The organism is Kitasatospora cathayae (assembly GCF_027627435.1).
GTDB lineage: Bacteria > Actinomycetota > Actinomycetes > Streptomycetales > Streptomycetaceae > Kitasatospora > Kitasatospora cathayae.
The window spans coordinates 3,215,811-3,238,976 of record NZ_CP115450.1 but is presented as its reverse complement, the minus strand read 5'-3'; the positions used below and the strand labels follow the sequence as shown (position 1 = coordinate 3,238,976).

Sequence of the window (23,166 nt, the reverse complement as noted above, 5' to 3'; positions counted from 1 at the left end):
GGCACCCCCCACTGGGGGAGGAAGCTCTTACTCGTCAGGGAAACGAAGGTGAAACCCGAAGGGGAACCCGAAGTGATCGAGTACCAGCTCATCCAGCAGCAGGCCCACGAGCTCGAGGTCCGCGCCGAGCACGAGCGTCTGGTCCGCGAGGCCAGGCAGGCCCGACGCCTCCGCCGCCGTCCGGTGGCCGCCCGCTTCCAGCGGCGCCCCGTGCGTCGGCCGGAGTGCTGACGGTGCGGCACCACGACGGTGCCGATGGAGTTCCGGAGGGGGAGGCGCCGCGGGGGAGCGCCTCCCCCTCCGGGCGTTCGCCCCGGGAGATAACCCCTCTCACCGGCGGCTCCGGCTATGGCATGCTCGCCTCCATGCAGCAGATATCGGTCAGTCCCGTCTTCGTCGGCCGCGGCAGCGAGATCACCGAACTGACCGACGCGCTGCGCAGGGCGGGCACCGGCAGCCCGCAGGCCGTGCTGATCGGTGGCGAGGCCGGCATCGGCAAGACCCGGCTGCTGGAGGAGTTCCTGCAGCGGGCCTCCGACGGGGGTGCGGTCACCACGCTCGGCAGCTGTCTGGAGGTCGGCGCCGAAGGCCTGCCGTACGCGCCGCTGGCCGCCGCGCTGCGCCGGCTGCACCGCTCGCTGGGCGCCGAGTTCGAGGCCGCCGCGGCCGGCAGCGAGGGTCATCTCGCCCGGCTGCTCTCCGAGTTCGGCGAGGCGGACGGCGAACCCAACGACGAGTACGGCCGGGCCCGGCTGTTCGAGCACACCGCGAGACTGTTCGAACGGTTCGGCGCGGAGCGTACCCTCGTCCTCGCCGTCGAGGACCTGCACTGGTCCGACCGCTCCACCCGGGAACTGCTCGCCTTCCTGGTGCGCACCCTGCACCGCTCCCGGGTGCTGCTGGTCGCCACCTACCGCACCGACGACCTGCACCGCCGCCACCCGCTGCGCCCCTTCCTCGCCGAGCTCGAACGGCTGCGCACCGTCCAGCGGCTGGAGCTGGAACGGTTCGGCCGCCGCGAGGTCGCGGCCCAGCTGGCCGGCATCCTCGGCACCACCGCCCCCGACCGCCAGCTGGTGGACCGGATCCTGCGCCGCTCGGAGGGCAACCCGTTCTTCGTCGAGGAACTGGCCACCGCCTTCGAGGACGGCTGCGGCGCCGGGCTGACCGACTCGCTGCGGGACATCCTGCTGGTCCGGGTCGAGGGGCTGGACGAGGAGGCCCAGCGGGTGGTGCGGATCGCCGCCGAGGGCGGCTCGCACGTCGAACACGCCCTGCTGGCCGCCGTCCTGGCCGACGACGAGGAGGCGCTGATCGAGGCGCTGCGGGCGGCCGTCGGCGCCAACATCCTGCGCCCGGACAGCGAGGGCGAGGGCTACCGCTTCCGACACGCGCTGGTCCGCGAGGCCGTCTCGGACGACCTGCTGCCCGGCGAACGGCACCGGATCAACCGCAAGTTCGCGCTCGCCGTGGAGGCCCGCCCGCAGCTGGTGCCCGCCGACGCGCTGCCGGCCCGGCTGGCCAACTACTGGTACCACGCGCACGACCCGGCCCGCGCCCTGCCGACCGCCCTGGACGCCGCCCGCGCGGCCCGCCGCCGCAACGCCTTCGCCGAGCAACTCGGCATGCTGGAACGCGCCCTGGAGCTGTGGGACCAGGTCTCCGAGGAGGTGCTGGCGCACACCCTGCGCCCGTACGACTGGGCCGAGACCTACCCGCCCGGCTCCTGCGACCACAGCCCCGCCGACGCGGACTGCGACCGGATCCAGCTGGTCGACGTGCTGGCCGAGGCGGTGGTCGCGGCCCGGCGCTGCGGCGACCGCGAGCGCGGCCTGAGCCTGGCCAAGCGCGGTCTCCGGCTGGTCGACGAGGCGGAGCACCCGGTCCGTTCGGCCTGGTTCCGGATCAACCGGGCCCGGATGCTGGGCAACCTGCGCCGCTCCGGGGATGACGAGGAGATCGCCCGCGCGCACCGGCTGGTGGAGGGCCTGCCGCCGTCCGCCGTGCAGGCCGAGGTGTTCGCGCTGGCCGCCGGGGTCGCGGTGGTCAGATCGCCCCGCCCCGAGCACCTGGAACTGGCCGAGCGGGCGATCCGGATCGCCGAGCAGGTCGGCGCCCACTCGGTCGAGGTGCACGCCCGGATGACCCTCGGCAGCCTGCGCCACGACCTCCTGGGCGACGCCGAGGGCGGGCTGGCCGAGCTGACGGCGGCGGTCGAGCGGGCCCGGCAACTGGGCGTGCCGGACCTCCTGTTGCGCGGCATCAACAACCTGGCCAGCATGCAGCGCGGACTGGGCCGGGCCGAGGAGGCCGTCCGGCTGGCCCGGGAGGGCCTGGAGTTCGCGGACGGCAACGGGCTGCAGCGCAACATCGGCAACATCCTGACCGGCAACCTGGTCGAGGCGCTGGCCGACCTCGGGCAGGTCCGGGAGGCCGAGGAACTGCTCGCCGCCAGCGAGTCGGCCAGTCTGACCGGTTCCCACGCCGAGTTCCTGGACCGGATGCGCGGTGACCTCGCCGTGCTGCGGGGGGACTTCGCCGCCGCGGCGACCCTGCTGACGAAGGCCCGGGCGGCCAACCGGGTCGGCCAGCCGCAGCACAGCGTGCCGATCAGCCGGCTGGCGGTGCGGATCGCCGCGTACGGCGGACGGCCGCTGGAGGCCCGGGCCGAACTGCTCGCCGCGCTCGCGGAGGAGGGGCGGCTCGGCTACGCCTCCGACGTCTACCCGCTGTTGGTGGAGGCCGCCGGGGTGGAGGCGGACAGCCTGGGGCTGCCGGAGACCGAGGCGGGCCGCGCCGAGGTGCTGGCCGCGATCGCCGCGGCGGGCGCCGAACTGCGGCCGCAGTCCCCGCTGCACCGCGGCTGGGCCGGACTGCTGGAGGCCGAACTCGCCCGTGCCGCGGCCGCGGACACGCCCGAGCAGTGGGCGCGGGCGATCGCCGAGCTGCGGCCGACCGGCCTGCCGTACCCGCTGGCCCTCGCCCTGCTGCGCGGTGCGGAGGCGGAGGTGCGGGCCGGGCGGCGGGAGGCCGCGACCGAACTGCTGCGCGAGGCGGCCGAACTGGCGGCCGCCCGGGGCGACCGGCCGCTCGGGGCGCAGATCGCCGCCCTGGCCGAGCGGGCCGGGCTCACCCTCGCCCCGGCCGCGCGCCCGGCCGCCGCGGCGGCCCCGGTGCAGGCCGTCGGGGACTCGTTCGGGCTCACCCCCCGTGAGCGGGACGTGCTCCGGTTGCTCGCGCGGGGCTGGACCAACCGGCAGATCGCCGAGGAACTGTACATCTCTCCGAAGACCGCAAGCGTGCACGTGTCCAACATCCTGGGCAAGTTGGAGGTCGGCGGTCGCGGCGAGGCCGCCGCGCTGGCCCATCGGCTGCGGCTGTTCCCTGACGACCTGGTCCCCTCGGGCCGGTGAATCCGCAGGTCGCCGACCGTACCCGTACGGTCGGCGACAGGGCCTGTCTCTTGGGTTTCGTCGGACCCGGCAAGCACCCGAGAGACAGGCCCTTTGACTGCTCCGGGGGTCGGGCGCCGTCGCGTGCTCCCGTGCGCGCCGCGTGAGCCCCTGCCCGCGCGCCGCCGCCAACCGGGCCGATCGGTCGGAATCGGGTGCATTTCCCCGCTCTGTCGCCATTACTCTAAGTTGAGTGTGCGTGTCATTGAGTGACGGAATTGGTGTAGGGTCCCGAGCGGGAGCATCGGTGCGGTGCGGTGGCCGGAAGGCCGCCCACCCCCTGGGCCACCGTCCTGACGGGGCGCCAGGCCACCGCGTACGTCCGAGAGGTGCGCGGCCGGTGGCCCGTGGCCGGGGCGCCAGGCCCCGGGTCGGAGGGGGAGAGGCCGAGTGAGCTCCACCGATACGGTGCTGCCCGGATCCGGACGACCGGGCGTGCCGCCCACCGACGCGTCCGCCGCGGACCCGCCGCCGCCTGCCGGGCGCGGCCCGCTGTGCAGGCTCCGGGAGAGCCGCGTGCTGCCCGGCCTCGCCCTCGGCGGGCTCTGCCTGGCCTACGCGCTGGGTGCCGCCACCGGCTGGGGATCACGCCAACTCTCCATCTTCATGGGCGACTTCGGGCTCGCTGCAGCCGCCCTCGGGGCCGCGCTGTCCTGCCTGGTGTACGGCTGCACGGTCGGCGGCCACGCCCGCCCGGCCTGGCTGCTGTTCGGCCTCTCCTCGTTCATGGTCGCCTTCGGCAACGGCACCTGGGGCTGGTACGAGCTGGTCGTGCGCATCCCGCTGCCGCAGGACTCGCTCGCCGAGTACGCCTTCCTGCTGTTCGCCCCGCTCGCCATCACCGGCGTGCTGGTGCTCGCCCAGCACCCGCGCTCGGCGGCCGGCTGGCTGTGCCTGCTGCTCGACGGCTGGCTGATCGCCGGCTCGCTGTTCACCCTCAGCTGGAGCCTGGCGCTCGGCCGGATCGCGGCCGGCGAGAGCGGCTCCCCGCTGAGGCTGGCTCTCAACCTGGCCTACCCGGTGCTGGACATCCTGCTGGTCAGCCTGGTGGTGGGGCTGCGCTTCGGCGGCCGGGACGGCAACCGGGCGGCGGTGCACACCGCGATGCTCGCGCTCGCCGTCACGGTGACCTGCGACGCCCTGTTCACCTCCCCGGAGCTGCGCAGCAACTACCACTCCGGCGAACTGCTGGACGCCGGCTGGTTCTCCGGCAGTCTGCTGCTCGCCTGGGCGCCGTGGTCCTCGCGCTGGCGCCGTCCGCTGCGCGAGCACCCCTCGGCCGGCGGCCTGCCGCGCCGCCGGGTGGCCACCACCTTCAGCGCGCTCACCCCCTACGCGGCCGCCGCGGTGTGCACCGCGGGAATCCTCTACAACGCCCTCGGCGGGCGCGAGTTGGACCGCGTGGTGGCCGCGGCCGCGTGCACCGTCGGGCTGGCACTGATCCTCAGGCAAGGCGTCATGCTGCTCGACAACCTCTCACTGGCCCAGGAACTCGCCCACAAGGAGTCGCACTTCCGCTCCCTGGTGCAGGGCTCCAGTGACGTCATCATGATCGCGGGGGCGAACGGCGTGCTCTCGTACGTCTCCCCGGCGGCGCTCGGCGTGTACGGGCGGGACCCGGAGGAACTGGTCGGCGGCAACCTGTTGGACCTGGTGCACCCCGAGGACGTGGACCGGGTGCTCGCCGAGGTCCGCCGCTACCTCGCGCGGGTCCGGCTCGCCGCCCACCGCACCCCGGGCACCGGCGAGACCTCGGCCCGGGTGGAGTGCCGGATCAGCTCCGGCGTCGGCGAGTGGCTGCACGTCGAGTCCACGGTCAGCCGGCACCGCGACGGTCTGCTGCTCAACAGCCGGGACGTCACCGAACGCGTCATGCTCCAGGCCCAGTTGCAGCACAACGCCTTCCACGACCCGCTCACCGACCTGCCCAACCGGGCGCTGTTCACCCAGCGGCTGCGCGCCGCCCTCGGCAACCGCGGCCAGCAGGACGGGACGGGCGCCGGGATCGCGGTGCTCTTCCTCGACCTGGACGGCTTCAAGGCGGTCAACGACACCGCCGGGCACCAGGTGGGCGACGAGCTGCTGGTGCAGGCCGCCCGCCGGCTGCTGGGCGCGGTGCGCTGCGGGGACACCGTCGCCCGGTTCGGCGGCGACGAGTTCGCCGCCCTGGTCTGCGGCCCGCTCGGCAAGCTGCAGGTCCAGGAGCTGGCCGAGCGGCTGCGGGTCGCGCTCTCCGAGCCGTACTGGATCGGCGGCGTCGAACTCGGCGTCGCCGCCAGCATCGGCATCGCCTTCGGCACCCCCGAGCGCGGCCCGGCCGCCGACCCCAGGGCCGCCGCCGACGAGCTGATGCGCAACGCCGACCTCGCGATGTACCGGGCGAAGTCCGAGGGCAAGGGCCGGGTGGTGCTCTACGCCCCCGCGATGCGGGCCGACCTGGAGCGCCGCACCGAGCTGGAGGAGCGGCTGCGGGTGGCCGTCCGGGAGGGCGGCTTCACCCTGCTCCACCAGCCGGTGGTGGACCTCGCCAGCGGCGCGGTGATCGGCGTCGAGGCCCAGGCCCGCTGGCGCTCGGCGGGCGGGCTGCTGCTCACCCCGGCCGAGTTCCTGCGCTCGGCCGAGCACGGCGACGCGGCGACCCGGTTCTCCCGCTGGCTGGTGCAGGAGGCGGTGGCGGCCGCCGCCGACCGGCGGGCGGTGTGCGGCCGGAGCCGCGGCGGCGCGCCGGTGCCCGTCCCGGTGGCCGTCCGGCTCTCCACCGAGCGGCTCTGTTCGCCAGGCCTGTACGAGACGGTGGCCGCGGCGCTGCGCGACAGCGGGCTGCCGGCCGGCGAGCTGGTGATCGAGGTGGCCCGGATGGGCCCGGACCGGCTCGCCGACGAACTCGGCCGCCGGCTGGCCGCGCTGCGCAGACTCGGGGTCTCCACCTGGCTGGCCGGTTACGGCGCCGGCAGCGGCTCGCTGGGGGCGCTCGCCCGGCTGCCGCTGGACGGGCTCAAGCTGGACCGCACGCTGGTCCAGGACCTCGGCGAGTCCGCGCTCAGCCGCACCCTGGCCGGGCACGCCCTGCGGCTCGGCCGTGACCTCGGGATGATCACCGCCGCCGAGGGTGTGGACCTGCCCCGGCAGGTCGCCGCGCTGCAGGAGCTGGGCTGCCGGCTGGCCCAGGGCTCGGCCTTCGCCCCGCCGCTGGACGAGACCCGGCTGCGCCGGGCGCTGGCCCGCCGCGGCTACCCGCTGCCCAAGCCGCTCGGCCCGCTGTCCGCCCGCCGCGGGTACCTGGCCGCGGACACCCGTACGGGTGGCCGCGCGGACGCCGCGCCGGGCCGTGTCGTACCTCACCACGGGGCCTCCGACCTGCCCGAACACCCGGCCGCCGCCGGTCCGGGAGCTGGTCCGCATGGCGAGACGGTCATCCCACCTGCTTGACACGCCACCCCGGACGGGAGGAAGGTCGTTGCCATGCGCACCCGAATTCTCGTACTTGGCGGGCGCGTCGGCTGAGTGGGCTCGCACGCCCCGCTCGTGACAGACCGACGCGCCACCCCTCGCATGCCCTTGGGCACGAGGGGTTTTTTGTTGCACTGACGCTGTTCCCCCCGCAAGACCCCTGGCCCCGACCGCCCCGAAGAGTCCGCATCGTCGGATCGAGCGGGACGATTGAGGCAGAGCCGGCGATCGGCCCGGACCGGGACCCCCACCCTCGCACCACCGGGGCCCGCAGCACCGGGCCGGCAAAACCCGAGAAGAGACAGGCAGATGACCGAGCACGCCGCATCCCCCCGCCGCGGGGACAACCCGGCCGCCCACGCTCCCGCTCCCCAGCACGTCGCCGAGACCATGACCGGAGCCCAGTCGCTCATCCGCTCGCTCGAGGCCGTGGGCGCGGACACCGTCTTCGGCATCCCGGGCGGGGCCATCCTTCCCGCGTACGACCCGCTGATGGACTCGGTCAAGGTGCGCCACATCCTGGTCCGCCACGAGCAGGGCGCCGGCCACGCGGCCACCGGCTACGCCCAGGCCACCGGCAAGGTCGGGGTCTGCATGGCCACCTCCGGCCCCGGCGCGACCAACCTGGTCACCCCGATCGCCGACGCGTACATGGACTCCGTGCCGATCGTCGCGATCACCGGTCAGGTCGCCTCCAAGGCGATCGGCACCGACGCCTTCCAGGAGGCGGACATCTGCGGCATCACCATGCCGATCACCAAGCACAACTACCTGGTCACCGACCCGGCCGAGATCCCCCGGGTGATCGCCGAGGCCTTCCACATCGCCGCCACCGGCCGCCCCGGCCCGGTCCTGGTCGACATCGCCAAGGACGCGCTGCAGGCCACCACCACTTTCCGGTGGCCGGTCGAGACCGCGCTGCCGGGCTACCGTCCGGTCACCAAGCCGCACGCCAAGCAGATCCGCGAAGCCGCGAAGATGCTGGTCAGCAGCAAGCGCCCGGTGCTCTACGTCGGCGGCGGCGTGATCAAGGCGCAGGCCACCGCCGAGCTGCGGATCCTCGCCGAGCTGACCGGCGCCCCGGTCGTCACCACCCTGATGGCGCTCGGCGCCTTCCCGGACAGCCACCCGCAGCACCTGGGCATGCCCGGCATGCACGGCTCCGTCCCGGCCGTCACCGCGCTGCAGAAGTCGGACCTGCTGTTCACCCTCGGCGCCCGCTTCGACGACCGGGTCACCGGCAAGCTGGACAGCTTCGCCCCGTACGCCAAGATCGTCCACGCGGACATCGACCCGGCCGAGATCGGCAAGAACCGCCCGGCGGACGTGCCGATCGTCGGCGACGCCCGCGAGGTGCTGGCCGACCTGATCGTCGCCGTCCAGGCCGAGTTCGACGCCGGCCACAAGGGCGACTACGCGGACTGGTGGGAGAAGCTCAACGAGTGGAAGAAGACCTACCCGCTGGGCTTCGAGCCGGCCCCGAACGGCCAGCTCTCCCCGCAGCAGGTCATCGAGCGGATCGGCCAGCTGGTCGGCTCGGACGCCGTCTACGCCGCGGGCGTCGGCCAGCACCAGATGTGGAGCTCGCAGTACATCCGCTTCGAGAAGCCGGGCACCTGGCTCAACTCCGGCGGCGCCGGCACCATGGGCTACGCCGTCCCGGCGGCGATGGGCGCCAAGGCGGGCCGCCCGGAGGCGGTGGTCTGGGCCATCGACGGCGACGGCTGCTTCCAGATGACCAACCAGGAACTGGTCACCTGCGCCCTGAACGACATCCCGATCAAGGTCGCGGTCATCAACAACGGCTCGCTGGGCATGGTCCGGCAGTGGCAGACGCTGTTCTACAACCAGCGCTACTCCAACACCGTGCTGCACTCCGGACCGGACCACGACGGCATCGCCCCGCCGGCCCAGGGCACCCGGATCCCCGACTTCGTCCTGCTGTCCGAGGCGATGGGCTGCGTCGGCCTGCGCTGCGAGCGCCCCGAGGACCTGGACGCGGTCATCAAGCAGGCGATGGAGATCAACGACCGCCCGGTGGTCATCGACTTCATCGTCCACCAGGACGCGATGGTGTGGCCGATGGTCGCGGCCGGCACCAGCAACGACGAGATCCAGTTCGCCAAGGGCGTCCGCCCCGACTTCGGCGACGATCTCGACTGACGGCCCCCGCCCGCCCGTCGCCCGCCGCCACCCTTCTTGGGACCGGCTACGCCGGACCCCTCCTGTGCGACTGAGGAACCACATGTCCAAGCACACCCTCTCCGTCCTGGTCGAGAACAAGCCCGGCGTGCTCGCCCGCATCGCCGCGCTGTTCTCCCGTCGGGGCTTCAACATCGACTCCCTCGCCGTCGGCCCGACCGAGCACCCGGACGTGTCCCGGATGACGATCGTGGTCAACGTCGAGGACCTCCCGCTGGAACAGGTCACCAAGCAGCTCAACAAGCTCGTGAACGTGATAAAGATCGTCGAACTCGACCAGTCCGCTGCGATCCAGCGGGAACTGGTCCTGGTGAAGGTCCGCGCCGACAACGAGACCCGGTCGCAGATCGTCGAGATCGTCCAGCTGTTCCGTGCCAAGACCGTCGACGTGTCACCCGAAGCGGTGACCATCGAGGCCACCGGCAGTTCGGACAAGCTGGAGGCCATGCTCCGGATGCTGGAGCCTTACGGCATCAAGGAGTTGGTCCAGTCCGGCCTGGTCGCCATCGGCCGCGGCGCGCGTTCCATCACGGACCGCTCGCTGCGCGCCCTCGACCGCAGCGCCTGACCGGCCCACCCGTCGCCCGCCACCGCCCTTCCAAGGGCGCGCTGGCGCGCGGCACCTCTTGAGCAAAGACCCACACCCCGCCGGGTGTTGCCTACGCTGGGAACCCCGGCACCCCATCACGCAAGGAGATGTGCCCCCGTGGCCGAGCTGTTCTACGAAGACGACGCCGACCTGTCCATCATCCAGGGCCGCAAGGTCGCGGTCATCGGCTACGGCAGCCAGGGCCACGCCCACGCGCTGTCCCTGCGCGACTCCGGCGCCGACGTCCGGGTCGGCCTGAAGCCGGAGTCCAAGTCCCGTGCCAAGGCCGAGGAGGCCGGCCTGCGCGTGGTCACCCCGGCCGAGGCCGCGGCCGAGGCCGACGTCATCATGATCCTGGTCCCGGACCCGATCCAGGCCGACGTCTACGAGGCCGACATCGCCCCGCACCTGAAGGCCGGCGACGCCCTGTTCTTCGGCCACGGCCTGAACATCCGCTACGGCTTCATCAAGCCCCCGGCGGACGTCGACGTCTGCATGGTCGCCCCGAAGGGCCCGGGCCACCTGGTCCGCCGCCAGTACGAGGAGGGCCGCGGCGTCCCGGCGATCGTCGCGGTCGAGCAGGACGCCTCGGGCAAGGCCTTCGACCTGGCCCTGTCGTACGCCAAGGGCCTGGGCGCCACCAAGGCCGGCGTCATCAAGACCACCTTCACCGAGGAGACCGAGACCGACCTGTTCGGCGAGCAGGCCGTCCTCTGCGGTGGCACCGCCGCCCTGGTGAAGGCCGGGTTCGAGACCCTGGTCGAGGCCGGCTACCAGCCGGAGATCGCCTACTTCGAGTGCCTGCACGAGCTGAAGCTGATCGTCGACCTGATGTACGAGGGCGGCCTGGAGAAGATGCGCTGGTCGGTCTCCGAGACCGCCGAGTGGGGTGACTACGTCACCGGCCCGCGGATCATCACCGACGCCACCAAGGCCGAGATGAAGAAGGTCCTCGCCGAGATCCAGGACGGCACCTTCGCCAACACCTGGATCGCCGAGTACAAGGCCGGTCTGCCCAAGTACAACGAGTACAAGACGGCAGACGAGAACCACCTGCTGGAGACCACCGGCAAGAAGCTGCGCTCGCTGATGAGCTGGGTCGACGAGAAGGCCTGAGCCTCCTCGCCCCGAGCTTCTGCCAGGCCCGGTTCCTCAGGGCCCTTGTACAAGTAGGCTGCTCCCGTCCGGGTGATTTCGCCGGACGGGAGCAGCCCCGTACCCTGCCCGCCGATACACTCCCGAGTGCGCGTCAGGCCCACAGCGTCGTGCGTCTACCTACGCGGCCATGCCACCTTCCCCCGCCCTCCACGCCACCTTCGTGCCCGGGGGAACCGGACAGTTAAGGACCCACTGTCGTGAGCAAATCCGTCGTTCTGATCGCCGAAGAGCTGTCGCCCGCCACCGTCGACGCCCTCGGCCCCGACTTCGAGATCCGCCACTGCAACGGCGCCGACCGCACCGAGCTGCTCACCGCGATCGCCGACGTGGACGCGATCCTGATCCGCTCCGCCACCAAGGTCGACGCCGAGGCGCTGGCCGCCGCCCGCAAGCTCAAGGTCGTCGCCCGGGCCGGCGTCGGCCTGGACAACGTGGACGTCGCCGCCGCCACCAAGGCCGGTGTGATGGTCGTCAACGCGCCGACCTCCAACATCGTCACCGCCGCCGAGCTCGCCTGCGGTCTGCTGATCTCCGTCGCCCGCAACATCGCCCCCGCCAACACGGCGCTCAAGCAGGGCGAGTGGAAGCGCAACAAGTACACCGGCGTCGAGCTGAGCGAGAAGACCCTCGGCGTGGTCGGCCTCGGCCGGATCGGCGTCCTGGTCGCCCAGCGGATGTCCGCGTTCGGGATGAAGATCGTCGCGTACGACCCCTACATCCAGGCCGCCCGCGCCGCCCAGATGGGCGTCAAGCTGGTCTCGCTGGAGGAGCTGCTGGAGGTCTCGGACTTCATCACCGTCCACCTCCCCAAGACCCCCGAGACCATCGGCCTGATCGGCGACGAGGCGCTGCACAAGGTCAAGCCGAGCGTGCGCATCGTCAACGCCGCCCGCGGCGGCATCGTGGACGAGGAGGCGCTCGCCAGCGCCCTGCGCGAGGGCCGGGTGGCCGGCGCGGGCCTGGACGTGTACGCCAAGGAGCCGTGCACCGACTCCCCGCTGTTCGCCTTCGACAACGTGGTCGCCACCCCGCACCTGGGCGCCTCCACCGACGAGGCGCAGGAGAAGGCCGGCATCGCGGTCGCCAGGTCGGTGCGCCTGGCGCTGGCCGGCGAGCTGGTGCCGGACGCCGTCAACGTCCAGGGCGGCGTGATCGCCGAGGACGTGCGCCCGGGCCTGCCGCTGGCCGAGAAGCTCGGCCGGATCTTCACCGCGCTGGCCGGTGAGGTGGCCGTCCGACTGGACGTCGAGGTCCGCGGCGAGATCACCCAGCACGACGTGAAGGTGCTCGAACTGTCCGCGCTGAAGGGCGTGTTCGAGGACGTGGTGGCGGAGACGGTGTCCTACGTCAACGCCCCGCTGTTCGCCCAGGAGCGCGGCGTCGAGGTCCGCCTGACCACCTCCAGCGAGAGCCCCGAGCACCGCAACGTGATCACCGTGCGCGGCACGCTCGCGAACGGCGAGGAGATCGCCATCTCCGGCACGCTGGCCGGCCCGAAGCAGATCCAGAAGATCGTCGGCGTGGACACCTTCGACGTCGACGTCGCGCTCACCGACCACATGGCCTTCTTCAAGTACGAGGACCGCCCCGGCGTGGTCGGCGTGCTCGGCCGCCACCTCGGCGACGCCGGCATCAACATCGCGGGCATGCAGGTCGCCCGGGACGGCGGCAGCGCCCTCGCCTCCATCACCGTGGACAGCGAGATCCCGCAGGACGTCCTGACGGCGATCGCCGCCGAGATCGGCGCCCGCTTCGCGCGCTCGGTCGACCTGGGCTGATCCTGGTCCGAGCAGGGCCCGGACCGCCGTTCGCACGGTGGTCCGGGCCCTGCTGCGTTCTCCCGGGTGGCGCCCGTCTCAGATACTAGGAAATCCAAGTATTCGAGCAGACACGGCCGGGGCGGGGTCGTACCGTGGAAGGGCCATACGGTGTGCCGCCCCTGTAGCCAGGGTCCGCGGCCCGTGTGCGCGTGCGCCCCCACGGGCAGGCGATCCCTGCTCCGCGCGTACCCACCTCCCCTCTCGCGCTGTTGCGCAGCGCCGCTTCCAAGGAGCCCGGTATGCCCACCACCGCCGACCGCCACGCCACCCCCGCCCCCGCCGCCACCCCCGTGCGCGCCCCGCGCCGCCGCCGGGCCGCCGAGCGGAACCCCTTCGCCGCCGCCGCGCTGCAGCGCTCGCTGGACCGCCGGGACAACGGTGGCGCCACCGGCCACCACTGAGCGGTGCCGACGGTGGCGTTCATCGGCCTACTACGCCGACCGGCTTGACGGTGCGTCACCCCGTGGGGTGCAACCGAGGTCCGTCCGAGCGAAGTCGCTCGCCCCGAGCGGCGAGATCATCCTAATTTGGGGCCCCCGGAAGGGTGATCGACGTCCGCGCGGGCGGGCGCCAGCGACCTCCTCGGTGTGCGGATCATTCCCCCCTGCCGGGGGAGAGGGTCCCTCGTGCGACTGCCACCCGTCCGCCGGAAGCTCGCCCGGATCGGCCTCACCCTGACCCTGCTGGCCGGGGGCGCGGCGCTCGCCGCCACCCCGGCCGCGGGCGGTCCGGCCGGTGCCGGACCGCCGACCGTCACCCCGTCGGGCCAGGGCCGAACGGCCTCCGTCCTGCTCGAACTGAGCACCGAGGCGGCCGGCCCCGCCTGGCGGCACGCCGCCGACACCGCCCGGCGGGCCCAGCGCTCGCCGGACGACGTCCGCCTGGACGCCGCCCGGGCCGGTGCCGCCCAGCGGGCCCGGGCCGGGGACGCGCTCCACCGGCTCGCCCAGGCCGTCCACCGGTCGGCCCCCGCCGCCCGCGAGCTCTACCGCACCCACACCCTGCTCACCGGCCTGGCGGTCAGCGCCCCCGCCGAGCGGCTGTCCGCGCTGCGGGCGCTGCCCGGCGTCCGGGCCGTCCACCCGATCGTGAACAAGCAGCGCGACAACGCCTACTCCGTTCCGCTGACCGGCGCCCCACAGGTCTGGTCCGGTGACGCGGCGGTGGCCGGGAACACCGGCCGGGGCACCCGGATCGGCATCATCGACAGCGGCATCGACTACACCCACGCCGACTTCGGCGGCCCCGGCACCGAGGAGGCCTTCCGCTCGGTCGAGCGCGGCAAGCCCGCGCCGCCCGCGCTGTTCCCCAACGCCAAGGTGATCGGCGGCAAGGACCTGGTCGGCGACGACTACGACCCCGACCCGACCGCCCCCAACCACCAGCCGGTGCCGCACCCCAGCGACAACCCGCTGGACTGCGTGCGCAACGGGCACGGCACCCACGTCGCCGGGACGGCCGCCGGGTACGGCGTCACCGCCGACGGCCACCCGTACGCCGGTCCGTACCGGCCCGGGCTCGACCCGGCCTCGTTCCGGATCGGCCCCGGCGCCGCCCCCGGCGCCCAGCTGTACGCGATCCGGGTGTTCGGCTGCGACGGCTCCACCGACCGGCTCGCCCAGGCGCTCGACCTGGCCGCCGACCCGAACGGCGACGGCGACCTCGGCGACCGGCTCGACGTGGTCAACCTGTCGCTCGGCAGCCGCTTCGGCAGCCCCGACGACGCCGACGCGCTCGCCGTCGACCGGCTCGCCGAACTGGGCACGGTGGTGGTCGCGGCCGTCGGCAACGAGGGCGACGTGTACGGCATCGGCGGCAGCCCCGGCACCGCCGTCCGGGCGATCACCGTCGCCGCCTCCGTGCACGGGCACGCCGACGTGGACGGCATCACGGTGCTCGCCCCCGCCGCGCTGGCCGGGGTCGTCCCCGGCCACTGGAGCGAGCGCTACCGGGGCTGGTCCAGCACCGAGGTGAGCGGCGCCCTCGCCGCGCCCGTCGACCAGGCGGACGGCTGCACGGACTTCAGCGAGGCCGACAAGCAGCGGCTGAAGGGGAGGATCGCGGTGCTCACCTGGCGCACCCGCGACGCCGACCGGGCCTGCAACTCCGCCCCGCGCGCCGACCACGCCGCCGACGCCGGCGCGATCGGCGCGCTCTACGCCGCCGACACCGATCACCTCGCCGAGATCTCCGGCAACGACCGGATCCCCGCCGTGCTGCTCGGCCGGGCGGACGGCGAACGGCTGCTGAAGGCCGCCGCCGAGGGCGACGCGCAGGTCCGGCTCGCCGCGCCCGGCAACCCGCTGCACGGCTCGGTCGCGCAGAACCAGCCAGCCCGGGCCGACACCCTCACCGACTTCACCTCCCGGGGCATCGGCCTGCCCGGGGTGCTCAAGCCCGACCTCGCCGCCCCCGGGGAGACCATCTGGTCCGCCCTGGTCGGCAGCGGCAGCGGCGGCCAGCGCGAGAACGGCACCTCGATGGCCGCCCCGCACGTCGCCGGCCTGGCCGCGCTGGTCCGCGCCGCCCACCCGGACTGGCCGGTCGAGCAGGTCAAGGCCGCGCTGATGAACACCAGCACCGACACCTACCTCGGCGACGACCACGGCGGCCCGGTCTACGGGCCGGAGCGCACCGGCGCCGGACGGGTCCAGGCCGATCGGGCGGTCCGCACCCCGGTCGTCGCCTACGCGGCGGGGGAGGGAGCCCGGCCGGGCAACGTCGGGGTCTCCTACGGGCCGGTCGAGATCAGCGGGCCGACCGCCCTCGACCGGGAGATCGAGCTACGCAACTCCTCCTCCGCGCCGCTGAGTTACCGCACTGGCTACGCGGCCTCCACCCAACTGCCGGGCGCCGCCTTCCAGGTGGCGCCGGCCCAGGTCGACGTACCGGCCGGCGGCACCGCGCGGGTGCGGGTGACGCTGTCCGTACCGGGGGAGTTGGGCCGCACGCCCGACCCGACCATCGACACCCTGCAGGGCGGCCGGGCGCGCAGCTACCGGGGCGAACTCTCCGGGCGGGTGCTGTTCAGCCCGGTCGGCGACCGGACCCTGCCGCAGCTGCGGGTCCCGGTGTTCGCCGCCCCGCGCCCCACCGGCGACCTCGGAGCCACCGCAGCCGCCCGGACCGCCCGGGACGGCACCCTCGTCATCCTCGGCGGCAGCGCCGCCCCCGGCGAGGCGCCCGGACTGGTCAGCGCCCTCGCGCTCGGCGGCGAGGGTGCCCGCTGGCCCGACTGCCCGCCCGGCAGCGGCAAGGCCGTCGGCCCCGGCGCGGGCATCCGGCCCGAGGACGCGCCGGAACCGGCCGACCAGTCCCAGGACCTCTGCGTCGAACGCCCCGGCGACCGGGCCGCCGACCTGCGGGCCGCGGGCGCCGCCGTCGACTCCGACCTGCTGTACGTGGGCGCCCGGCTGTGGGCCCCGGCGGCCACGCCGGTCGGGCTGTACGGGGTGCGGGTGTCGCTGGACACCGACGGGGACGGCGTCACCGACGTGATCCTCAAGGCCGACCGGCTGCGCGGCAGCGACGTCCTGGTCTCCCGCGCCCTCGACGCCCGCACCGGCGACGAGCTCGACGTCCAGCCGCTCAACGCCCACTGGGGCGACACCGACACCGAGCTGCTGGACAGCGACGTGGTGGTCCTCCCGGTCCGGCTGAGCGCCCTGCCCGGCGTCGGGCCCGGCCACAGCACCGTCCGCTACGGCGTCTGGGCCGGCACCGCCGCGCCGGGCAAGCCCGACCCGGCCGAGGCCTACTCCGCCATCGGCCTGCGCGGCACCCGCCCCACCATCCCGCTGGACCTGCTGCACCCGGCCCTCACCGTCCGGACCGGCCCCACCGGCCCGACCACGATGGTCACCCCGGCCGGCCCCGGCACCGTCCTCGACGTGCACCGCACCCCGGGCGACACCTCCCGGCTCCTGCTGCTCCACCACCTCAACCCGGCCGACCGCCGGGCCCAGGTCCTCGACCTCCCGTAGGCCCGCACGCCGCAAGGGGCGGCCCGCCGAAGCAGCTCGGCGGACCGCCCCTTCCGCTGCCTCCGCCGCCGTTCGGCTACGCCCCGGCGGCGGCGCGGCGTCGGCGGCGGGGGGTGCGGGTGGGGCGGCGGGAGAGGCGGGTGAACACGGCGACCAGGACGAGGGCGGCGGCGGTGCCGGAGGTGACGGTGAGGCCCTCGGTGAGGCCTGGCGGGCGGAAGGCGCAGGAGACCCGGGAGGCGCCGCCGCCGAGGGGGACGCCGATCATGCCGAGGACCGGGGCGGGCGGGGCGGGGGCGCCGCCGTCGGTGGCGCAGGTCCAGCCCTCGGTGGCGGGGACGGAGAGCAGCGCGGTGCCGGTGGAGCCCGGCGGGAGGGTGGCCGAGAGGGTGTGGCCACCGGCCTCCACGTGGGTGGCGCCGGTGGCGGCGAGGCGGGTGACCGCGCCCGCCAGGGCGTCGGCCCGCAGGCAGCCGATCGGACGGGCGGGGACCTGGCTGATCACGTCCGACCGCAGGGTCACCCGGACCACCCCGTCTGCCGGGACGGTCCCCAGCCGGTGGACGGCCACCGCCGTGGTGGGCTGCTCGCCGTCGCTGCGGTAGCTGGTGCCCAGGCCGCTGACCGTGCCGCGGTACCAGACCCCGTGGAAGAACGCCGTCGAGCCGGGGGTGCAGGCGGCGGTGAACACCGTGCCGTCCCCGCCGCCCGGCACCGACCAGCCGCTGGTGCCGTGCAGGGTGGGCACCGGGCCGCCGGCCGGAACGGGCAGCGGGGCGTCGTACACCTGGCTGCCGAGCAACGACTCCTGGCGGGACCAGACCGAGGAGGTGTCCGGCCGGGAGCCCGGCGGCAGCACGGTGACCAGCGGCGGCGCGGGCGCCCGTCCGGGGGTGAAGCCGTACGGCGGCGGCCCGTCGTCCAGGTGGGCGCGGATCCCGAACAGCGCCTGCCCGACCGGATCGGTGACGCTCGCGGTCTGCCGCCCGCCGGCCGTCCAGCCGGCGCCGAGGTCGTGCAGCAGCTGGGCGACGACGGTCGGCAGGTAGCCGCTGAAGTAGCCGCCGCCCTGGCCGTTCAGCAGCAGCGGGTCGTTGGGGGTGAAGGCGTGCGGGCCGGGGTCGCTGCGGCCGTCCGGCCAGTCGGCGCCGACCCGGACGGCCGCGTGCCCGGCTCGGACGGCGGCCCGGGGGACGGAGTCGTCGGGGGCCGCGCCGAGCGCCGCGTACCCCGACCAGACGGCGTTGCCGAGCACCGCCCCGCCGAGCACCCAGGTGGCCAGGGTGTTCGCCCGGCGGTCGGTGTGCCGGTGGTCCAGCACCCACAGCGCGGCGAGCACGACGGCGCCGCCGACGCCCAGCAGCACCCAGGCGGAGGGGTGCACCGAGCGCCGGGTGGCCGCCAGCGCGGCGATCACCGCGACCAGGGCGGCGCCGCCCAGCAGGGTCAGCCCGTCCGGCCGGTGGGCGAGCGACACCCAGCCGGCCAGCACCAGCAGCCCGCTGAGCACGAAGGAGACCCGGTACGGGCCGCCGGCCGGGATCGCCAGGCCGTGCCAGACCAGCACGGTCGGGGTCCAGACGAAGCTGAGCACGACCAGCGCCAGCGCCGTGCACCAGACCGCGCGCTCGCGGATCCGCACCCGCCGGTTGAACGGCAGCCCGCACACCAGCAGCAGCCCGAGCACCCCGATCGCCACGTCCGGCAGCGGCCGCCCGCCGGTGGTGGTGGGCAGCAGCTGGGCGAGGTGCCCGCCCAGCCCGGACGGGCCGAGCGGCTGAACCGGGGACTCCGGCTGGGCGCCGCGCGCGGCCCGGACGGCGACGAACAGCACCGGGGAGGCGAGCAGCACCCCGGTGGCGGTCAGGGTGATCGCCCGCCCGGTCGACCGGACCCGGTGCCGGAAGGGGCGCGGGGTGGCGAACAGCCGTACGGCGAACAGCAGCCCGGCCACCAGGGTGGCCAGCGCGGCGGTGTAGAGGTTGCCCGCCCAGACGAGGGCGACGCACAGCGAGCCGGCCACCCAGCGGCGCTCGTGCAGGCACCAGTCCCCGACCAGGCCGAGCAGCGGCAGCGAGACCAGGCCCCAGAGCCACATCGGCGCGGCCCCGCCCACGTCCAGCACCCAGGCGCAGAGCCCGTACCCGACGGCGGCGAGCGCCCGCAGCCAGCGGGGGCCGGGGTGCAGCCGGCCGAGCAGGTGGGCCATCAGGGCGGTGCCGAGGCCGATGGTGGCCAGGGCGACCAGGAAGACGGCGAGCTGCCCCTGGTCGCGGGGGAGCAGGGCGGTCGGCCAGGAGAACGGATTCATCAGGTAGGCGAAGAAGTCCGCCAGGAACGGGACGCCGAAGCCGCTGTTCCAGTTGAACAGCAGGTCCCCGGTGGCCTGGCCGTGCAGCAGGTCCCACAGGTGCGCGTGGTACGGCACGGCGACCGCGCCCGCCCCGGCCGGCCACCGCCCGCGCAGCCCCGCCGCCAGCGCGAACCCGCCCATCGCCAGCCCGGCCGCACCCCCGCAGACCAGCACCTCCCGCCGCCGCTCGGCCCTCACCCGCACGCCCCGTTCTGCCGGAAACCCCAGATCACGCCACCCTAAGCGCGCCCCCGGCGCACCCCTCGTCACACGTGCTCCCTCGAAGGAGTGGCGTCCAGGGAGGCTTTGCCGAGTAGCCTGGGAGGGCCGCCAGGATGCCCGTATGGGAGGAACCATGAGCATCGCGCCGTACCCCGACTGGATTCGGCCTCCTGCTGGTGGCTACACCGCAGAGGATCTTGACCGGCTGCCCGATCTCCCGCCGCACACCGAGCTGATCGACGGAAGCCTGATCTTCGTGAGTCCGCAGACGAAGTTCCACGTGAGGGCGAAGCGCCTGCTGGAACGCGGCTTGGAAAGGGCGGTCCCGGACGGCTGGGAGGTGTGGCCGGAGATGACGGTCACGCTCGACCGCCGGAATCGGCCCGAGCCTGACATCCTCGTGGTCCACGAGGATTCGGATACGGGCTATCTCCAGACCGGATTCTCGGCCGAGCACGTGCTGCTCGCGGTCGAGGTCGTTTCGGAGGAATCCCGTGAACGCGACCGTGAGGTCAAGCCGCGTAAGTACGCGGCAGCGGGTATCCGCCACTTCTGGCGCGTGGAGTGCGACGAAGGTCGCCCGGTCGTCTACACGTACGAGCTGGAGCCAGCCTCCAAGAGGTACTTCCCGACCGGGATCTATCACGAGCAGTTGAAGGTGGATCAGCCGTTCCCGATCGAGATCGATCTGATCTGATCGTCCAAATGTTGGACGTGAGGTGTCAGCACCTGGGACACCGGAGTAGGGTCCGAGCATGTCTCGCACCATTCGTCTCGCAGTTGTCCCGGGTGACGGCATCGGTCAGGAAGTGGTGGCCGAAGGCCTGAAGGTCCTCGGCGCCGTGCTTCCCGCCGACGTGAAGCTGGAGACCACCGAGTACGACCTCGGCGCCCGGCGCTACCATCGGACCGGGGAGACGCTGCCGGACAACGTGCTGGCCGAGCTCAAGGCGTTCGACGCGATCCTGCTGGGTGCCATCGGGGACCCGAGCGTGCCGTCCGGGGTGCTGGAGCGGGGGCTGCTGCTGAAGCTGCGGTTCGCCTTCGACCACCACATCAACCTGCGGCCGGGCCGGCTGTTCCCCGGGGTGGAGTCGCCGCTGGCCGGTCAGCCGGAGATCGACTTCGTGGTGGTCCGCGAGGGCACCGAGGGCCCGTACGTCGGCAACGGCGGTTCGCTGCGCACCGGGACGCCGCACGAGGTGGCCACCGAGGTCAGCCTGAACACCGCGTACGGCATCGAGCGCGTGGTGCGCGACGCCTACCGCCGGGCGCAGGCGAGGCCGCGCAAGAAGCTCACCCTGGTGCACAAGAACAACGTGCTGGTGCACGCCGGGCACCTGTGGTCGCGGATCTTCGCCGAGGTCGGCCAGGAGTTCCCCGAGGTCACCACCGACTACCTGCACGTCGACGCGGCCACCATCTTCTTCGTCACCCAGCCGGAGCGCTTCGACGTCATCGTCACCGACAACCTGTTCGGCGACATCCTGACCGACCTGGCCGCCGCCGTGACCGGTGGCATCGGCCTGGCCGCGAGCGGCAACATCAACCCGAGCGGCGAGTTCCCGTCCATGTTCGAGCCGGTGCACGGCTCGGCACCGGACATCGCCGGCCAGGGCAAGGCCGACCCGACCGCCACCGTGCTGTCGGTCGCCATGCTGCTGGAGCACCTCGGCTACGCCGCCGAGGCCGCCAAGGTCGAGGCCGCCGTCGCGGCGGACCTCGCCGAGCGCACCGGCGCCGCCCGCTCCACCTCCCAGGTCGGGGACGCGCTCGCCGGCCGAGTATCCGGCTAGCGGGCCGGAACCGAGAGCGGAGTCCGGCTAGCGGGCCGGAACCGAGAGCGGAGTCCGGCTAGCGGGCCGGAACCGAGAGCGGAGTCCGGCTGAGGGGCCGGACCCAAAGAGGGTCCGGCCCAGGTGGGCCGGACCGTATAACCGCAGCTTGCAGCTCCCCAAGGAGCGGGCGGCTGTTCGGCACGGCCCTCTGGATGCGAGTATCGACAGTGGGCCGTGCCGTCGTGCGTCCGTTCCGGCGTCGGATCGCCGTGACGTTCCTTCGGCGGTGGCGGCCCGAACGAACCCCACGGTGAAGGAAACAGCCATGAGCACGCCCACCCAGGCGCCCATCACGTTCGACCTCAAGCCCTCCGCCCACCCGCTGTCCGCCGCGGAGCGCGAGGCCCGGCTGACCAACCCCGGCTTCGGCCGCGTCTTCACCGACCACATGGTCACCATCCGCTGGACGGAGGGCCGCGGCTGGCACGACGCCCAGCTGGTCCCGTACGCGCCGGTCGAGATGGACCCGGCGAACATGACCCTGCACTACGGCCAGGCGATCTTCGAGGGCCTGAAGGCCTACCGCCAGGCCGACGGCTCGATCGCGACCTTCCGCCCGGAGGCCAACGCCCTGCGCTTCCAGGCCTCGGCCCGCCGCCTGGCGATGCCGGAGCTGCCGGTGGAGACCTTCGTCGAGGCCGTGGAGCTGCTGGTCCAGCAGGAGCAGGGGTGGGTCCCGAGCGAGCCGGAGCAGAGCCTCTACCTGCGTCCGTTCATGTTCGCGACCGAGGTCGGCCTGGGTGTTCGTCCGGCGAACTCCTACCTCTTCATGATCATCGCCTCCCCGGCCGGCGCCTACTTCCAGGGCGGCATCAAGCCGGTCTCGGTCTGGCTGTCCAAGGAGTACGTCCGGGCCGCGCCCGGCGGCACCGGCGCCGCCAAGTGCGCGGGCAACTACGCGGCCTCGCTGGTCGCCCAGGCCCAGGCCGCCGAGAAGGGCTGCGACCAGGTGGTCTGGCTCGACGCCGCCGAGCACCGGTGGGTCGAGGAGATGGGCGGCATGAACCTGTACTTCGTCTTCGGCGAGGGCGAGGACGCCCGGATCGTCACCCCGGAGCTGTCCGGCGCGCTGCTGCCCGGCATCACCCGCGACTCGCTGCTCCAGCTCGCCGCCGACCTGGGCTACGCGGTCGAGGAGCGGAAGATCTCCACCGACGAGTGGCAGCAGGCGAACGCCGACGGCACCCTCACCGAGGTCTTCGCCTGCGGCACCGCCGCCGTCATCACCCCGGTCGGCTCGGTGAAGTCCGCGGCCGCCGACTGGACCGTCGGCACCGGCGAGCCCGGCCCGATCACCATGGAGCTGCGCCGCGCCCTGCTGGCCATCCAGGGCGGTCAGGCGCCGGACACCCACAACTGGCTGCACCGGATCGTCTGATCGTGGTGCCCGGGCGCCCCGCGACACCGGGGCGCCCGGGTCGTAACCTCGAAGCGTTCCGCTCGTCAGGGTTCTCGAACACCGTGGGAGGGACCGTGACCGCACTGCCGCACGGATACGCCGAGACGTCGTGCGCTCCGGAACATGACCTCCTCGAAGCCTTTCTGGCCCTGGACACCCCCGAGGGCTTCAAGGCCGAGCTCATCGACGGGAAGATCATCGTGACCCCGCCGCCGGATGGTGACCACGAGACTGCGATCGGCCGAATCGTTTGGCAAGTCGCTCGTCGATGTCCGGAAGGCGTCGACTTCGCCCCGACGAAGGGGCTGATCGTACCTGGTGGACGCTACATCCCGGATGGCACCTTCACTGAAACGGATGCGATGGCAGGCCGGCCGTGAGTCCTGGTGCAAGCCGGACGGTGTTCTCATGGTCCTTGAGGTCACGTCCACACGTGCTGACAATGATCGCCTGAACAAGCGGCGAGGATACGCGGCATCCGGAATCCCGCTGTACCTGCTGGTGGATCGTCAGAAGCACCGGGTGACTTTGCACAGTGATCCCAGGAAAGGGGACTACTCGACGACGACGGATGTCTCGGTCGGTGAGTCGTTGTGGCTGCCTGAGCCGTTCGGATTCGAACTGTCGACCGGTCGTCTCATCTGAGCCGTTTCGCATCGCGAGACGGGCGGGCCGGATCCCGGAGGCTGTGCCAGACTGC

15 protein-coding genes are annotated in these 23,166 nt (G+C 73.5%); 14 read left to right on the top strand and 1 reads right to left on the bottom strand.

Translation table 11 applies throughout. The features are described from left to right. Positions 1–72: 72 nt before the first annotated feature. The 9 genes from O1G21_RS14235 to O1G21_RS14195 all read left to right on the top strand — a co-directional run bounded on the left by O1G21_RS14235 (position 73) and on the right by O1G21_RS14195 (position 16,654). Entirely contained in the window at positions 73–231 is a 159-nt protein-coding gene (locus O1G21_RS14235) for a hypothetical protein (RefSeq protein ID WP_270143847.1), read from the top strand. A gap of 134 nt (positions 232–365) precedes the next feature. Then, positions 366–3,413 carry a helix-turn-helix transcriptional regulator gene (locus O1G21_RS14230; RefSeq protein WP_270143845.1) on the top strand — a complete coding sequence of 1,016 codons (3,048 nt, stop codon included), beginning with the start codon at positions 366–368 and terminating at the stop codon, positions 3,411–3,413. Positions 3,414–3,944: 531 nt separating this feature from the next. Then, positions 3,945–6,881: a putative bifunctional diguanylate cyclase/phosphodiesterase gene (locus O1G21_RS14225; RefSeq protein WP_405000803.1), complete on the top strand. Its 2,937-nt coding sequence runs from the start codon at positions 3,945–3,947 to the stop codon at positions 6,879–6,881. Between the two features lie 330 nt (positions 6,882–7,211). Next, on the top strand, positions 7,212–9,065 hold the full coding sequence (locus tag O1G21_RS14220; RefSeq protein ID WP_270143843.1) for an acetolactate synthase large subunit: 1,854 nt from the start codon (positions 7,212–7,214) through the stop codon (positions 9,063–9,065). An 82-nt stretch (positions 9,066–9,147) separates the two neighbouring features. After that, positions 9,148–9,672 carry an acetolactate synthase small subunit gene (gene ilvN, locus O1G21_RS14215; RefSeq protein ID WP_030286969.1) on the top strand — a complete coding sequence of 175 codons (525 nt, stop codon included), beginning with the start codon at positions 9,148–9,150 and terminating at the stop codon, positions 9,670–9,672. 138 nt (positions 9,673–9,810) lie between these two features. Next, the gene (ilvC, locus tag O1G21_RS14210) at positions 9,811–10,809 is read left to right on the top strand and encodes a ketol-acid reductoisomerase (RefSeq protein ID WP_270143840.1); all 999 of its coding nucleotides are present in this window, start codon (positions 9,811–9,813) and stop codon (positions 10,807–10,809) included. Between the two features lie 239 nt (positions 10,810–11,048). Then, a complete protein-coding gene (gene serA / locus O1G21_RS14205) occupies positions 11,049–12,629 on the top strand; it encodes a phosphoglycerate dehydrogenase (protein ID WP_270143838.1) in 1,581 nt (526 codons plus the stop codon). Between the two features lie 281 nt (positions 12,630–12,910). After that, positions 12,911–13,072 (top strand): hypothetical protein, encoded by a 162-nt coding sequence (locus O1G21_RS14200; protein ID WP_167344945.1) that lies wholly within the window; start codon positions 12,911–12,913, stop codon positions 13,070–13,072. Between the two features lie 225 nt (positions 13,073–13,297). After that, positions 13,298–16,654 carry a S8 family serine peptidase gene (locus O1G21_RS14195; RefSeq protein ID WP_270143835.1) on the top strand — a complete coding sequence of 1,119 codons (3,357 nt, stop codon included), beginning with the start codon at positions 13,298–13,300 and terminating at the stop codon, positions 16,652–16,654. A gap of 76 nt (positions 16,655–16,730) precedes the next feature. Here the strand turns inward: O1G21_RS14195 and O1G21_RS14190 are convergent, their stop codons facing one another. Continuing rightward, complete coding sequence (locus O1G21_RS14190; protein ID WP_270143834.1) at positions 16,731–19,211, bottom strand: YfhO family protein; 2,481 nt, start codon at positions 19,209–19,211, stop codon at positions 16,731–16,733. Positions 19,212–19,362: 151 nt separating this feature from the next. Here O1G21_RS14190 and O1G21_RS14185 point away from each other — a divergent pair, with 151 nt between their 5' ends. The 5 genes from O1G21_RS14185 (at position 19,363) to O1G21_RS41385 (ending at position 23,111) form a co-directional block, all read left to right on the top strand. Continuing rightward, complete coding sequence (locus O1G21_RS14185; protein WP_270143833.1) at positions 19,363–19,926, top strand: Uma2 family endonuclease; 564 nt, start codon at positions 19,363–19,365, stop codon at positions 19,924–19,926. A gap of 58 nt (positions 19,927–19,984) precedes the next feature. Further along, positions 19,985–21,025 carry a 3-isopropylmalate dehydrogenase gene (locus O1G21_RS14180; RefSeq protein ID WP_270143832.1) on the top strand — a complete coding sequence of 347 codons (1,041 nt, stop codon included), beginning with the start codon at positions 19,985–19,987 and terminating at the stop codon, positions 21,023–21,025. A gap of 307 nt (positions 21,026–21,332) precedes the next feature. After that, a complete protein-coding gene (locus O1G21_RS14175) occupies positions 21,333–22,445 on the top strand; it encodes a branched-chain amino acid aminotransferase (RefSeq protein ID WP_270143831.1) in 1,113 nt (370 codons plus the stop codon). Positions 22,446–22,540: 95 nt separating this feature from the next. After that, positions 22,541–22,846, top strand: a complete 306-nt coding sequence (locus O1G21_RS41390; RefSeq protein WP_333493458.1) for a Uma2 family endonuclease — start codon at positions 22,541–22,543, stop codon at positions 22,844–22,846. Between the two features lie 28 nt (positions 22,847–22,874). Continuing rightward, positions 22,875–23,111, top strand: coding sequence for a Uma2 family endonuclease (locus O1G21_RS41385; protein ID WP_333493457.1), 237 nt, complete (start codon positions 22,875–22,877; stop codon positions 23,109–23,111). Positions 23,112–23,166 lie beyond the last annotated feature (55 nt).

Coding starts and splice junctions, on each gene's coding strand:
- O1G21_RS41385 (WP_333493457.1), top strand. CDS start 22,875: ATGGTCCTTGAGGTCACGTCCACACGTGCTGACAATGATCGCCTGAAC.
- O1G21_RS14230 (WP_270143845.1), top strand. CDS start 366: ATGCAGCAGATATCGGTCAGTCCCGTCTTCGTCGGCCGCGGCAGCGAG.
- O1G21_RS14185 (WP_270143833.1), top strand. CDS start 19,363: ATGAGCATCGCGCCGTACCCCGACTGGATTCGGCCTCCTGCTGGTGGC.
- O1G21_RS14200 (WP_167344945.1), top strand. CDS start 12,911: ATGCCCACCACCGCCGACCGCCACGCCACCCCCGCCCCCGCCGCCACC.
- O1G21_RS14180 (WP_270143832.1), top strand. CDS start 19,985: ATGTCTCGCACCATTCGTCTCGCAGTTGTCCCGGGTGACGGCATCGGT.
- O1G21_RS14220 (WP_270143843.1), top strand. CDS start 7,212: ATGACCGAGCACGCCGCATCCCCCCGCCGCGGGGACAACCCGGCCGCC.
- ilvN (WP_030286969.1), top strand. CDS start 9,148: ATGTCCAAGCACACCCTCTCCGTCCTGGTCGAGAACAAGCCCGGCGTG.
- O1G21_RS14175 (WP_270143831.1), top strand. CDS start 21,333: ATGAGCACGCCCACCCAGGCGCCCATCACGTTCGACCTCAAGCCCTCC.